The sequence below is a fragment of the Burkholderia sp. KBS0801 genome, assembly GCF_005937855.2.
GTDB classification, from domain to species: Bacteria; Pseudomonadota; Gammaproteobacteria; order Burkholderiales; family Burkholderiaceae; genus Burkholderia; species Burkholderia ambifaria.
The window spans coordinates 1263164-1276347 of sequence record NZ_CP042177.1 but is presented as its reverse complement, the minus strand read 5'-3'; the positions used below and the strand labels follow the sequence as shown (position 1 = coordinate 1276347).

At 70.3% G+C, this 13184-nt stretch carries 16 protein-coding genes; 4 read left to right on the top strand and 12 right to left on the bottom strand.

Features of this window, described 5'->3' with window-relative positions; all coding sequences use genetic code 11:
- Nucleotides 1-101: 101 nt before the first annotated feature.
- The 9 genes from FFI87_RS06235 to madL form a co-directional block, all read right to left on the bottom strand.
- Nucleotides 102-1034, bottom strand: a complete 933-nt coding sequence (locus FFI87_RS06235; RefSeq protein ID WP_138847962.1) for an acyltransferase domain-containing protein — start codon at nt 1032-1034, stop codon at nt 102-104.
- Complete coding sequence (gene mdcB, locus FFI87_RS06230; RefSeq protein ID WP_138847963.1) at nt 1031-1897, bottom strand: triphosphoribosyl-dephospho-CoA synthase MdcB; 867 nt, start codon at nt 1895-1897, stop codon at nt 1031-1033. Before mdcB ends, FFI87_RS06235 begins: the two co-directional genes overlap by 4 nt.
- On the bottom strand, nt 1894-2562 hold the full coding sequence (gene mdcG, locus FFI87_RS06225) for a malonate decarboxylase holo-[acyl-carrier-protein] synthase (protein WP_138847964.1): 669 nt from the start codon (nt 2560-2562) through the stop codon (nt 1894-1896). Before mdcG ends, mdcB begins: the two co-directional genes overlap by 4 nt.
- Nucleotides 2549-3256 carry a biotin-independent malonate decarboxylase subunit gamma gene (gene mdcE / locus FFI87_RS06220; protein WP_138847965.1) on the bottom strand — a complete coding sequence of 236 codons (708 nt, stop codon included), beginning with the start codon at nt 3254-3256 and terminating at the stop codon, nt 2549-2551. Before mdcE ends, mdcG begins: the two co-directional genes overlap by 14 nt.
- Nucleotides 3257-3383: 127 nt before the next feature.
- A complete protein-coding gene (locus tag FFI87_RS06215; protein WP_138847966.1) occupies nt 3384-4307 on the bottom strand; it encodes a biotin-independent malonate decarboxylase subunit beta in 924 nt (307 codons plus the stop codon).
- A complete protein-coding gene (gene mdcC, locus FFI87_RS06210) occupies nt 4304-4618 on the bottom strand; it encodes a malonate decarboxylase acyl carrier protein (protein WP_006754569.1) in 315 nt (104 codons plus the stop codon). Before mdcC ends, FFI87_RS06215 begins: the two co-directional genes overlap by 4 nt.
- 10 nt (nt 4619-4628) lie before the next feature.
- Entirely contained in the window at nt 4629-6275 is a 1647-nt protein-coding gene (mdcA, locus tag FFI87_RS06205; protein ID WP_138847967.1) for a malonate decarboxylase subunit alpha, read from the bottom strand.
- A 164-nt stretch (nt 6276-6439) separates the two neighbouring features.
- Nucleotides 6440-7207, bottom strand: coding sequence for a malonate transporter subunit MadM (gene madM / locus FFI87_RS06200; RefSeq protein WP_012363531.1), 768 nt, complete (start codon nt 7205-7207; stop codon nt 6440-6442).
- Nucleotides 7208-7218: 11 nt separating this feature from the next.
- Nucleotides 7219-7614 (bottom strand): malonate transporter subunit MadL, encoded by a 396-nt coding sequence (gene madL / locus FFI87_RS06195; RefSeq protein ID WP_012363530.1) that lies wholly within the window; start codon nt 7612-7614, stop codon nt 7219-7221.
- 332 nt (nt 7615-7946) lie between these two features.
- On the opposite strand from madL, the gene FFI87_RS06190 reads away from it, so the two are divergent.
- Nucleotides 7947-8795, top strand: coding sequence for a LysR substrate-binding domain-containing protein (locus FFI87_RS06190; protein ID WP_138847968.1), 849 nt, complete (start codon nt 7947-7949; stop codon nt 8793-8795).
- Between the two features lie 7 nt (nt 8796-8802).
- Here the strand turns inward: FFI87_RS06190 and FFI87_RS06185 are convergent, their stop codons facing one another.
- Nucleotides 8803-9720, bottom strand: coding sequence for a 3-hydroxyacyl-CoA dehydrogenase NAD-binding domain-containing protein (locus FFI87_RS06185; protein ID WP_012363528.1), 918 nt, complete (start codon nt 9718-9720; stop codon nt 8803-8805).
- A 244-nt stretch (nt 9721-9964) separates the two neighbouring features.
- On the opposite strand from FFI87_RS06185, the gene FFI87_RS06180 reads away from it, so the two are divergent.
- Entirely contained in the window at nt 9965-10405 is a 441-nt protein-coding gene (locus tag FFI87_RS06180) for an Hsp20/alpha crystallin family protein (protein ID WP_138847969.1), read from the top strand.
- Nucleotides 10406-10421: 16 nt separating this feature from the next.
- Nucleotides 10422-10838: an Hsp20/alpha crystallin family protein gene (locus tag FFI87_RS06175; RefSeq protein WP_138847970.1), complete on the top strand. Its 417-nt coding sequence runs from the start codon at nt 10422-10424 to the stop codon at nt 10836-10838.
- A 107-nt stretch (nt 10839-10945) separates the two neighbouring features.
- Here FFI87_RS06175 and FFI87_RS06170 read toward each other — a convergent pair whose 3' ends face one another.
- Nucleotides 10946-11248: a zf-TFIIB domain-containing protein gene (locus tag FFI87_RS06170; protein ID WP_012363525.1), complete on the bottom strand. Its 303-nt coding sequence runs from the start codon at nt 11246-11248 to the stop codon at nt 10946-10948.
- Nucleotides 11249-11308: 60 nt separating this feature from the next.
- A complete protein-coding gene (locus FFI87_RS06165) occupies nt 11309-12064 on the bottom strand; it encodes a TerC family protein (protein WP_138847971.1) in 756 nt (251 codons plus the stop codon).
- 109 nt (nt 12065-12173) lie between these two features.
- Here FFI87_RS06165 and FFI87_RS06160 point away from each other — a divergent pair, with 109 nt between their 5' ends.
- On the top strand, nt 12174-13067 hold the full coding sequence (locus FFI87_RS06160; RefSeq protein ID WP_138847972.1) for a LysR family transcriptional regulator: 894 nt from the start codon (nt 12174-12176) through the stop codon (nt 13065-13067).
- Nucleotides 13068-13184 lie beyond the last annotated feature (117 nt).

The following is a 13184-nucleotide window of genomic DNA, read 5'->3' as shown; positions in this document are numbered from 1 at the left end:
CCGTGCGGGGCACCCTGCGTGTGGCTGCATGTGGCTGCGTGTGGCTGCGCGGTGGCTGCGTAGTGCCTGCGGGGCGCTTGCCGACGCTTGCGCGCCGCCGGTCAGCCGGCCGCGATGCGCGCGAGCCAGCTCGCGATACCGTCGACGGAACGGAAATCCGCGACGCTGCGCGCCGGCAGCGCCGGATACGCTCCACCCGCCATCTCGGCCAGTGCGCGACCAGGGCCGAGTTCGAGAAACGCGGTCGCGCCGGCCTCGACGCATGCGGCGAGGCAAGCCGCCCACTCGACCGGCTCCGCGATCTGCCGCGCGAGCTTGTCGAGCCCCGCGCCGACATCGAGCACCGACGCGCCATCGATCCCCGAAAACAGTCGCGTCCCGGGCGGTGGCCGGCGCACGTTCACGGCGGCCAGCGATGCGCGAAACGCGGGGACCGCCGCCGCGAGCCGGCGCGTGTGCGACGCGATCCGCACGCACACGGGCGCCACTCGCAGCGCCCCGTCGCGGGCGGCGTCGTCGGCCACCGCGGCGACGTCGGCCTGCCGCCCGGCCACGACGAACGCGTCGCCGGGATTGGCGATCGCGATCGCGGCATCGCGTCCGTCGCAGAGCTGCGCGAGCCGCGCGCGCGTCAGCCCGCGCACGAACGCCATCCGCTCATCGCCGCCGCTCGCGGCGTCCATTGCGCGCGCGCGTGCATCGGCAAGATCCAGCGTGTCGTGCGGATCGATCATCCCTGCGACGCTCCACGACGCGACTTCGCCGACGCTGTATCCCGCGACACAGCGACGCCGCGGCCACACAGTATCGAGCAACGCGGCCGCCGCGAGCGCCTGCAGCGTGCAGAGGAGCTGCGCGGCGCGGTTCTCGTGCAGCGCGTCCGGTTCGGCGTGCCGGACCCAGTTGCGCGGATCGTCGCCGAGGAGCCGGCCGGCGTGCGCGAACAGCGCATCGGCCTGCGGCACCGCGCCGGTCAGCTCGAACATGTCGGCGCGCTGCGCGCCTTGCCCCGAACACAGGATCGCAAGCGTCATCGCGCCTCCTCGTCCCCTTCGAGCGCATCGACGAACACGCTCATCGCCAGCAGGTCGGCCGCGCCGCCCGGGCTCAGCCGGCGGGCAACGAACGCGCGGTGCGCGGCCGCCGCGCGCAAGCGCCAGCCGCGGGCGCGTATACCGCCGCGGGCGACGAACGCGCGTGCCGTGGCTCGCGCGAAGTCGAGTCCGGCCTGCCCGCCCCGGTGCAGCAGATTCGTATCGTCGAGCGCGGCGATCAGCGCGAAGCACGCGTCGACACGCGCGGCTTCCGGATCGCCCGGGACACTGCGCCGCGCGCGACGCAGGGCCGGCAACCCGACGCCGTACACGGTCGCGAACCCGTCGGCCGCCTCGCGACGCGCGCCGCCGACGCCGTAACGGCGGCTCGCACGCTCGCCGTGACTGTCGGGCAGCCGCGGGCCGCCGAGAATCTCGGCGCCCCAGCGCCGCGCGACGAACGCGCCGAGCGTCATCGCGCATGCCGCCGTGCCGGGCACCGTGCGGCGGCCGGCAGCCGCGCACAGCAGCCCGAGCCCGAAGATCGCGCCGCGATGCGTGTTGACGCCGCCGGTCGCGGCGAGCATCGCGTGCTCCGCGCGCAGCCCGATCTTGCGCAGCACGGCCATGTCCGCGTCGCGCGCGCCGGCTTCGGCGAGCTCCGCGAAATACGGCCGCAGCACGGCCGCGCTGCGAGCGAACGTCGCGGCGTCCATGTCCGCATGGCTGCCGGTGTCGACGTGACTGACGAGCCCCGGTTTCGGATACGTGTCGATTTCGAGCACGAGGCTGTGCTCGGCCAGCGCGGCGATGCGCTCGGCGTCGGACGGCGCCGTTGCGCGGCGGGCGGCTCCCGCACTCATCGCTCGCCTCCCGTGAATGCGTCGGCGGACATCAATTCGACGGCGATCGCCGTCTTGACCGCGACTTCGGGCAGCCGCGCATGCAGTTCGCGCCAGTTCACGCCGGCGCCGTCGTCGCGCAGCAGTTCGCCGTCGATACGCATCGGCGCACGCGCATCCAGCGCCGCCAGGCCGTCGAGCAGCGCGGCGAGCGACGCGGCGGCCGGCAGCGGAAACACGATATCGAGATCGGAGGACGCGCTCAGGTAGCGCTCGCCCGTCAGCGCCTGCCACGCGAGGCTGCCGAACACGCGGCCCGGCACGCCGCAGCGCGCGCCGAGCGCGTCCAGCTCGCGCAACGTCGCGTGCCATGCGTCAGGTGCGACGGCGAGCACGTCGGCCAGCGCAGGCAATGGGCCGATGGCCGCCACCGCGTCGGCGGCGACGTTCAGCGCGATGCGCCGCTTGCCCGCGGAAGGCGGCAGCGGCAAGCCGAGCGGAATGCGACCCGCGTCGGCCTCGTCGGGCGACGCGCGGCGCACGATCAGCGGCCGGCCGGTCGCGGCCCACGCCTGCACGAGCGGATCGGCCGCCAGCGCGGGATCGCGCGCCCATGCCGCGCCCCACCCGGCCGCCGTCAGCGTGACGAGCGTGTGGCGGCGCAGCGGTGTGTCAGCGTGCGGCACGCGCGAGTGCCTCGACGCGACGCGCGACGTCGGCCGCGACCGGCCGGCCGCGCGCCGCACGACCATCGCCGCGCTCGGCCGGCCTGCCGAGCCATTCGCCGACCTGCGCGTCGAGCGCGCGGGCCGGGTCGAGCACGGCGTCGACGGCGCCCATCTTCACGAGATTGTCGAGCCCCGGCGCGAACACCGGCGTCGAGCGCGCCATCTCCTTCAGCACGTCGATCGGCAGCTTCGTCACGCGCGACATCGACGGCAGGTCCATCACCTCCGGCTCGGCGCCCGGCACCGCGAGCAGCGTACGCGTCGCGAGCGCGGTCGCGATGAACGCACCCGCGGCCGTATGGCCGTACAGCACGCCGATCGTCCGGTGCCCGGCGAGCTCCGCCTGCATCAGGCATTTCGCGAGATGCGACAGCCCTTCGTTCAGGCCGAGCAGTTCGTCGCGCTTGCTCATGCGCTGGCTGTCGCTGTCGACGAGCACGAGAATCGGCGTGTCGCCGCCGCGCTCCATCGTGTCGAGCACCTGCGACGCGAGCGTCAGCGCTTCGTCGATGCCGAATGGCAAGCGGTCGGCCACGCCAATCACGTCGACGCGCGTGCCGGTCGGCTGCGCGTGGCCCGTCAGCAGGCCGCCGCTGCGCGTAATCGAATGGCCTTTGGGAAACAGCGAGGTCAGGACTTCATCGAGCGTCATGCTGCCTCCCGCCGGGCCGCCCCAGGGAAGGCAGGCGCCCCCTCGGGGGGAGCCATGCATGGGACCGGAGTAAGCGCTGAAGCGCCAACTCCGGTCGACAGCGAACGAAGTGAGCGTGAGGGTCGTTTCATTTCTGCTCCTGCAGTTGGTCGGCGAGCTTCGCGAATTCGTCGTCGGGCAACCCGGGGATCGCTTCGGGCGTGTCCGCGCCGAGCGCGCGCCACACGTCGAGCGCGTCCTTGCAGCCACCGAACCGTTCGACGCGGGCTTCGAGACGCGCCTGCTCCGCGCGCAGCATCGCCACGTCGAATGTCGGCGCACGCTCGAGCAGCTCGAGCGCCGCCGCGCGAAACGCGTCGGGCGTGTCGGCCACGTAACGATCCGCGCCGCCGATCAGCCGTCGATGCTTGCCGCCCATCGTGCGCCAAATCAGCGCGCGATCCTTCGCGTCGAACTCCTCGACACCGCGATTGGTCTCGATCACCTCGGGGCCCGACACGCTGATGCGCCCCTGCTCGGACACCGCGAGCGCCGAGCAGCACGCGGCGAGCAGCCCGCCGCCGCCGTAGCAGCCGGAGCGTCCGCCGATCAGTCCGATCACCGGCACGCCGGCCGCACGCGCGTCGACGAGCGCCCGCATGATCTCGGCGATCGCGAGCTCGCCCGCGTTCGCTTCCTGCAGCCGCACGCCGCCCGTATCGAACAGGATCAGCACCGGCGTGCCGACTTCGCGCGCCGCCCGCAGCAGCCCCGTGAGCTTCGCGCCGTGCACTTCACCGAACGCGCCGCCCATGAAGCGGCCTTCCTGCGCGGCGACGAACACCGGCTTGCCATCGAGCCGGCCGTGGCCGACCACCATCCCGTCGTCGAACTGCTGCGGCAGGTCGAACAGCGGCAGATGCGGGCTCGTCACGCGTTCGCCCGGCCCGAGAAATTCCGTGAAGCTGCCCGCGTCGAGCAGCCCGTCGACGCGCTGGCGCGCCGACGCTTCGTACCAGCTCGCGCCGTTCGCGACGAACGCGGGCGCGTCATGAATCATGTCGGTCGTCATGCGTCCCCCTCGATCGCGCGCACGGCCTGCGCGAGCCGCAGCGACACCATGTCGGGCCGCGCGCCGCCGTCGTTGATCGACAGCTTCAGGCCGCCCGGCGCGCGCCGTTCGACGAAGTCCGACACGACGGCCTGCCACACCGCGCCGAAACCGACCGCCGCGGTGCGGATGTCGATCTCGCATTCATTGCCCGGCAGCACGCGCTCGACGAGCACCTCGAGATTGCCGGACGCGACCACGCCGACGAGCGCCGTGGCCCGTTCGCCCTGCGCGCGCTCGCGCGCGGTGAAGCGGTAGTTCAACTGTTCCATGCCCTCTTCCTCACCAGTTGCGGAACCGGGCCGGCGGCGCATAGAGGCCGCCCGACCAGTGCACGAGATCCTTGATCGAGCGCGCGGCGAGCCAGCGGCGGTCGGCGTCGAGCGGATCGATGCCGAGATCCTCCGGACGCCGGATCACGCCGCGCTCGCGCAGCCGCTCGACCATCCGGCGGTCGCGGCCGCGGCCGACCTCGGTATACCCGGCCACGCCGCGGATCGCGTGCTCGCGCTCATCCTTGTCGCGGCACATCAGCAGATTCGCGATCCCTTCCTCGGTGACGATGTGCGTGACGTCGTCGCCGTAGACCATGATCGGCGCGAGGTCGAGCTGCAGCTTGTCGGCGAGCTTCAGCGCGTCGAGCTTCTCGACGAACATCGGCACGTTCTTGTCGCCGAACGTCTCGCCGATCTGCACGACCAGCTTGCGGCCGCGCCTGAGCGCCGCCGGCGTGTCGGGGTCGGCTTGCGCGCCGGCCTTCAGCCACGGCTCGCTCGGATGACGCCGGCCGCGCGCGTCGCTGCCCATGTTCGGCGCGCCGCCGAAGCCGGCGATCCGCTCGGCCGTGACCGTCGACGAATGGCCCGCCAGGTCGATCTGCAGCGTCGAGCCGATGAACATGTCGCACGCATAGAGGCCCGCGGTCTGGCAGAACGCGCGGTTCGAGCGCAGCGACCCGTCGGGGCCCGTGAACCACACGTCGGAGCGCGCGCGGATGTAGTCGTCCATCCCCACTTCGGAACCGAAGCAGTGAATCTGCTCGACCCAGCCCGACTCGATCGCGGGGATCAGCGTCGGGTGCGGGTTGAGCGCCCAGTGCGTGCAGACCTTGCCCTTGAGCCCGAGCTTCGCGCCGTAGGTCGGCAGCAGCAGCTCGATCGCGGCCGTGTTGAAGCCGATCCCGTGGTTCAGGCGCCTGATCCCGTACGGTTCGTAGATGCCCTTGATCGCGAGCATCGCGGTCAGGATCTGCGTTTCGGTGATCGCGGCCGGGTCGCGCGTGAACAGCGGCTCGACGTAGAACGGCCGGCCGGCCTCGACGACGAAATGCACGCGGTCGCCGGGAATGTCGACGCGCGGCACCTTGTCGACGATGCGGTCGACCTGCGCTATCACGATGCCGTCCTTGAACGCGGTGGCCTCGACGACGGTCGGCGTGTCTTCCGTGTTCGGGCCGGTGTAGAGGTTGCCGTCACGATCGGCACTGACCGCCGCGATCAGCGCGACCTGCGGCGTGAGGTCGATGAAGTAGCGAGCGAACAGCTCGAGATACGTGTGCACCGCGCCGAGCGCGATCTTGCCGCCGAACAGCAGCTTCGCGATCCGCTGCGACTGCGGGCCCGAATACGCGAAGTCGAGACGCTTCGCGATGCCGCGCTCGAACACGTCGAGATGCTCGGGCAGCACGACACCCGACTGCACCATGTGCAGGTCGTGGATCTTCGCGTTGTCGACGTCGGCGAGCGCCGTCGCGAGCAGGTCGGCCTGTTTCTGGTTGTCGCCTTCGAGGCAAACGCGGTCGCCGGGCCGCAGCACCGCTTCGAGCAACGCGACGGTGTCGCGCGCATCGACCCGCTTGCCCTGCGCGTACGCCGCGCCGGCCGCGAGGCGTGCATCGCGCGCCTGCCGCGCGTGATTCCATCCCGTCATGAACAGTTCTCCCGCTTCGATGGTCCAGCGGCATTCTAAGCCTGGCGCCGCCGTCGATTGATGATGTTGAAGAATGCGACTCAGAGGGCGCCGCGATGGATTCGGCGCGGCCGAAACCGCGCACACCGGCTGCGCGCGCGGCCCGCCCGAATCGCAGGCGGCGGCTATGCGCCGACCAGCGCGCGCGTCGTGAAGAACAGCAGCGACGGGCCGAGCAGGCAGCCGACGCCCGTATGGAACGTCGCGACAAGCGCGCCATACGGCACGAGCCGGCGGTCGGTCGCGGCGAGGCCCGCGCTCACGCCGCTGACGGTGCCGGCGAGGCCGCCGAAGATCATCGCGGAGCGTGGCGTCTTCAGGCCCATGAAGTTGGCCGCGACCGGCGTGCCGACCATCACGATGATCGCCTTGACCAGCCCCGTCGCGATGCTGAGCGCGATCACGTCGGAGCTCGCGCCGATCGCCGCGCCCGTGACGGGGCCGACGATGTAGGTGACGGCGCCCGCGCCGATGGTCGTCATGCTGACCGCATCGGTGTAGCCGAACGCGCGCGCGATGCTCGCGCCGACGATGAACGGCAGCACGGTGCCGAGCAGCAGCGACACGACGCCGACGAGGCCGGCCTTGCGCGCCTCGGTCGGCTGCACTTCGAACGCGGTCGCGACGATCGCGAAATCGCGCAGCATCGCGCCGCCCATCAGGCCGACACCGGCGAACAGCCGCACGTCGGCGAGCCCCTTCTCGCCGCCGGTGAACGCGCCGCCGACATAGGCGAGCACAAGGCCGATCACGATCGCGATCGCGGAGCCGTGTACGCGGCCGAACGTGAGCTTGCGCGACGCGATCGACGACACCCACATGATCAGGCCGACCAGCGCGAACGACGCGACGAGCCCGTTGTGGGCGACGGTTTTTTCGAGCATCTGCAACATGGCGGCCTCCTTCACTGTTCTTCGAATTGCGGCACGCCCATGAAGGCCGTGTCGTCGCGCCCGGTGCGCACGAGTACCGCGATGCAGCATGCGCAGATCGCGACCGCGCCGACGGCGGCCAGCAGCGCGACCGGGCCGCCCTTCAGCGCGGCGACGACGTTCTGGTTCGCGGCCATCGCGACGACGACCGGGATGTACATCGCGCCCCAGAAACCGACGCCCGCCTCGGTCTCCTTCGGCAGCCAGCCGCGCCGGTGCAGCCACAGGCGCAGGCAGATCAGCAGCAGCATCGCGATGCCGACGCCGCCGACGTTGGTCTTCACGCCGATCGCGGCGCCCAGCAGGTCGCCGAGGAACAGCCCGGCCAGATGGCAGAACGCCAGCAGCGCGGTTCCGTAGATGATCATAAGTCGTCTCCAGTCTCTTCGTGACGGGCGCCTGACGCGTGCGGAAGCCAGGCCCGCACGCCGGTCCCGGGCGCGGACAGTCTGTCTCCTGCGGCGGGGCGCCGCGACCCGGCGGCTCGTCGTGCGAGCGCGTTCTCGGGCGGTCGATGGGATGATGCGGTTTCGGGCCGGACGCCGGATGGCTTAGACTGACCGATGGAGCTGGCGGCGCGACACGGGCTACGCGTCCGATGTGCCCCCTTGCATGGGCCGCACCAGCGCGTGATCCGATACTAGCGCCGCAAAATCCGGCCATTTATGAAGTTGTCGAAACCGATTCAGTGGATTTAGCAATGCGTCCCTTACCGCCCGAGTTGCTGCGCAGCTTCGTCGCCGTCGCCCAGTCCGGCAGTTTCACCGCCGCGTCCGAGCGCGTGAGCCTGTCGCAGTCGACCGTCAGCCAGCACATCCGCCGCCTCGAGGAGCTGCTCGACCGGCCGCTGTTCGAGCGCGATACTCGCAACGTGCACCTGTCGCAGCACGGCGACGCGCTGTTCCGCTACGCGGTGCGCATTCTCGAACTGATGGACGAGGCCGTCACGTCGGTGTGCGGGCCGCCGCTGTCGGGCAAGGTGCGGCTCGCGATGTCGGAGGATTTCGCGAGCGCGCACCTGACGGCCGCGCTCGCGAGCTTCGTGCAGCGCAATCCGGATGTCGAGCTGGCGATCTCGACGGGGCTGTCGGGCGACCTGTTCGATGCGCTCGACGAAGGCCGCCACGATCTGGTGTTCGCGAAGCGCGTCGCGGGCAGCCGGCGCGGCCGCGTGATCCGCAGCGAACCGCTGTACTGGTGCACTGGCCCCGATTCGCGGATCACCGGCCACGAGACCGTGCTGCCGCTCGCACTGCATCCGGAGCCGAGCGTGTCGCGCCGCCGCGTGCTCGAGTCGCTCGAGGCAGTCAGCCGCCCTTACCGGATCGCCGTGGTGAGCAGCAGCATCGCGGTGCTGCGCGCGGCCGCGAGCGCGGGGCTCGGGGTCAGCGCGTTCGCCGGCTACGTGATTCCGGCCGGGCTCGCACGGCTCGACGCGGGGCTGCCCGAACTCGGCGAACTCGAATACGTGATCGACCGGCCCGCGGCTGCGTCACGCTCGACGCTCGCGCTCGAGGCGACGCTGATCGCGGCGGCCGCCGAACTGTAGCGAGCGCTCAGGGCAGGAAGCTGCGCCGCCGCGCGTCGATCAGCTCGACGAGCAGCCGGTCGCGCTCGGCCGCCAGCTCCTGCATCGAACGCTCGCCCTGGATCGCGCGCAGTTCGTCGTTCAGCTTGCGATCGACGGCCGGATCGAACGACGGCGTGCCGAGGTCGTCCCACCACGTCGTGATCGGCCCCGACAGGTGTTCGAGGAAGTGCGCGATCCCACCCGCGCCACCGCCGAGGTGATAGGTCAGGCACTGCCCCATCAGCCCCCAGCGCAGGCCCGGGCCCCACGCGACGGCCTTGTCCGCATCGGCGACGCTCACCACGCCTTCGCCTACCAGGTGATACACCTCGCGAAACAGCGCGGCGGCGAGCCGGTTCGCGACGTGGCCGGTCATTTCCTTGTTGAGCACGATCGTCTGCTTGCCGAGCGCGTCGTAGAACGCCTTCACGCGCGCGATCACGCCCGGGTCGGTCGCGTCGCCGCCGACCAGCTCGACGAGCGGAATCAGATGCGGCGGGTTGAACGGATGCGCGATCAGGCAGCGTTCCGGATGCTTGTCGCACGCGGTCTGGATCTCCGACATCTTCAGGCCCGACGAACTCGACGCGATCGGCACGCGCGCGGGCAGCACGTCGTCCATCTGCCGGTACAACGCGCGCTTCAGGTCGAGCCGCTCGGGGCCGTTCTCCTGCACGAAATCGACGCCGTCGAGCGCGCGCACGAGATCGGCGTCGAACGACAGCCGCGCGGAAAGTTCGGCGGCGCGTTCGCCGAGAAACGCGGCGAGTGCGTCGCGCAGCCGCGCGTCGGCCTGCGGCGCGGGATCGGTCGCGACGACGTCGAAGCCCTGCGACAGATAGAAAGCCGCCCAGCTCGCGCCGATCACGCCGGCGCCGACGATCGCGATGCGTTGAATGTCCATTTCCGTCCCGTCTCCGTGGTCTGTGGATAGCGCGACGATTGTCGCATCGATTCGCATCGCCACGCATTGATGCCGGTTGCAATTTCCCTCTTGAAAACCGCCGCGGCGACCTCTAATTACCCGTTGCCAGGCAGTGCCCGTCACGCGCACTGCCCCCGTTTCGACTCAGCGGAAAACCGCGCATCGCACACGCCGTCGGCGTCGCGTCGTCGCGTCTTTCGCACTCATGTTCCGGAGGACCTTCATGAGCGGCATCCATTACGGCTACGACCTGTTCGACGAATTCGCCCGCGTGCAGCGGCAGGTGGCGAGCCTGTTCGGCGAGCATCCGGCCGGCATCCGCGCGGTGCGGCCGAACGCGTTTCCCGCGCTGAACGTCGGCGCGACCGACGACGCGATCGAGATCGTCGCATTCGCCCCCGGCATGGCCGCGGCCGACTTCGACGTATCGATCGACAAGGACCTGCTGACGATCAGCGGCGAGCGCAAGCCCGTGCCGCACGACGCCGGCGACGACCTGCGCACCTACGCGCAGGAGCGCTTTCACGGTGCGTTCCGTCGCGTCGTCGAGCTGCCGCAGAACGCCGACGCCGACAACGTCAGCGCCCGCTATGAAAACGGCTGCCTGCTGATTCGCGTCGGCCGGCGCGAGGCAGCGAAGCCGCGTGCGATCACCGTTCAGTAACCTTCAGGAGAACGACATGAATACGAGCCAGAGCCAGAACGTGACCGAACGCCGGAACGGTGCCATCCACGCGGCAGCCGCGGAAGCCGCACGCGGGCCCGCGCTCACGCCGGCCGTCGATATCGTCGAGGACGCGCGGCGCGTCACGCTGCGCGCCGACCTGCCCGGCGTGCCGCGCGAGAACCTCGACGTGAAGGTGCACGACAACACGCTGACGATCGAAGCCGACACGCGCATCGACACGCCGGCCGACCTGCGCGTGCGCCATGCCGAAGTCCGCGCGCCGCGCTTCGTGCGCACGTTCGTGCTGAGCCCTGATCTCGACACGTCGAAAATCGATGCGAGCCTGCGCGACGGCGTGCTCACGCTGACGATTCCGCGCCGCGAGGAAACGCGCCCGCGCCGCATCGACGTGACGGCCGGCAACGCGTAAGCGCCGGCGCGTGTTCAGCACGTCACGCGCATGACAAAGCCCCGCCAGGCATCACACCTGGCGGGGCTTTTTGCAACGTGCGGCGTGATAGCCGCGCGCCGTCGCGTTCAATCGAAATCGAACAGGTCGAACATCGACTTCTTGCGACGCTGGCCGTCGCGCCGGTAACGGTCGTCGTGCGGGCGGCCGTCGCGCCCCCAGCCGTCGTCACGCCCGCGCGGCGCGTGTGCGTCGTGCCGCACCGGCGGCTCGTCGCGGCGTGCCGGCACCTCGCCGGTTTCGCGTGCGATCAGCTTGTCGAGTTCGCCACGATCGAGCCACACGCCGCGGCACGTCGGACAGTAGTCGATCTCGATCGACTGGCGCTCGGCCATCAGGAGGTCGGGTGTCTTGCAGACCGGACATTTCATCGCGTTTCTCCTTTCGTTGAGAATTCCGAATCGAGGGCGGGCCCTCGCCCGCCCGCTTGCTCAGTGAGCTTCGCCGCGTGCCGCGCGCTTGGCCTTCGCACGACGCGCCAGCATGTTCATACCCTCGACGAACGCCGAGAACGCCATCGCCGCATAGATGTAACCCTTCGGCACGTGCGAACCGAAACCTTCCGCGATCAGCGTCATGCCGATCACGACCAGGAACGACAGCGCGAGCATCACGATGGTCGGGTTGCGGTCGATGAAGCGTGCGAGCGGCTGGGCGGCGAACAGCATCACGCTCACCGCGACGATCACCGCGACGAACATGATCGGCACGTGCTCGGTCATGCCGATCGCGGTCACGATGCTGTCGATCGAGAACACGATGTCGAGCATCACGATCTGGCCGATCGCGGCCCAGACCGTCAGGCCGGCCGCGCCGCCGGACGCGCCCGAGCCGTCGGCGTCATGCGACACGTGATGATGGATCTCGGTGGTCGCCTTCCACACGAGGAACAGGCCGCCCGACAGCAGGATCATGTCGCGCCACGAGAACGCGTGATCGAACAGCGTGAACACCGGTTCGGTGAGGCTCGCGATCCACGCAACGCTGCCGAGCAGCGCGAGGCGCATCACGAGCGCGAGCCCGATGCCCAGGCGCTGCGTGCGGGCGCGCTGCGCTTCCGGCAGCTTGTTGCTGAGGATCGAGATGAAGATCAGGTTGTCGATGCCGAGCACGACTTCCATCACGACGAGCGTCAGGAGCGCGGCCCAGACGGCGGGGTCGGCGGCAAGCGTCAGCAGATAGTCCATGAATAGGGCCGATTCGAATGTTGGAAAGTCCGATGATAGGCCTTCCATCGCTTCGGAAAAATCAGCGAGAATCTGATCTTTGGTTCGTTTTTTCCGAAATATCGATTCGATGCTGAATTTTCGCCATCTGTACTATTTCTGGGTCGTCGTGAAGGAAGGCGGCTTCGCGCGCGCCGCCGAGCGGCTCGGCATGGCCGTGCAGACGATCAGCGCGCAGGTCCGCGACCTGGAGAAGTCGCTCGGCCACCAGTTGCTGCGCCCGGCCGGGCGCGGCGTCACGATGACCGACGCGGGCCAAGCCGCGTATGCACGCGCGGAGGTCATCTTCGAGATGGGCCGGCTGATCCCCGACGAAGTACGCGCGGCGGCCAGCCAGCCGACGGTTCGGCTTGCGGTCGGTCTCGCGGATGGGATCTCGAAGCTGGCCGCGCATGCGATCCTCGCGCCGGTGCTCGACACGCCCACGCTTCGGCTGCTGTGTCACGAGGGCGAGCACGACGCGCTGCTCGCGGAACTGGCGCTGCATCATCTCGATCTCGTGCTGGCCGGACAGGGCGCGCCTTCGGGGTCGAATCTGCGCGTGACGAGCGAGCGGCTCGTCGCGTCGCCGGTCGACTGGTACGGCCCCGCGGCGCTTGTCACGCCCGCCGCGCGGCAGCGCTTCCCCCACTGCCTCGCCGAGCTGCCGGTGCTGCTGCCGACCGCCCATTCGGCGCTGCGCGCACGCTTGGACCTGTGGCTGGAACGGGAACGGATCATGCCCCGCGTGGCCGGGGAATTCGAGGACAGCGCGCTGATGGCCGTGTTCGCGGCCCGCGGCCTCGGCGTGTTTCCGCTCAGCGAACTCGGCGCGAACGACGCGTCGCTGTTGCGCGGGCTGCGCCGGCTCGGCCGTGGGGGTGACGTGACCGAGGAAATCCACGCGATCCGCTCGCGGCGCGGCGAACACCATCCGCTCGTGTCGCAACTGCTCGCCGTCGCGCCGCCGGCGCCGGCCGGCTGAAGCAAGCGCGACATCAAACGAAACTATAATGACGCCCCGGCCATACGAGATTGCCAAGCGCCGTGCACCGGCACAGCCGTTGCGCGGCATCGCGTGGGCGGCGCCCGCCGCCCCGCA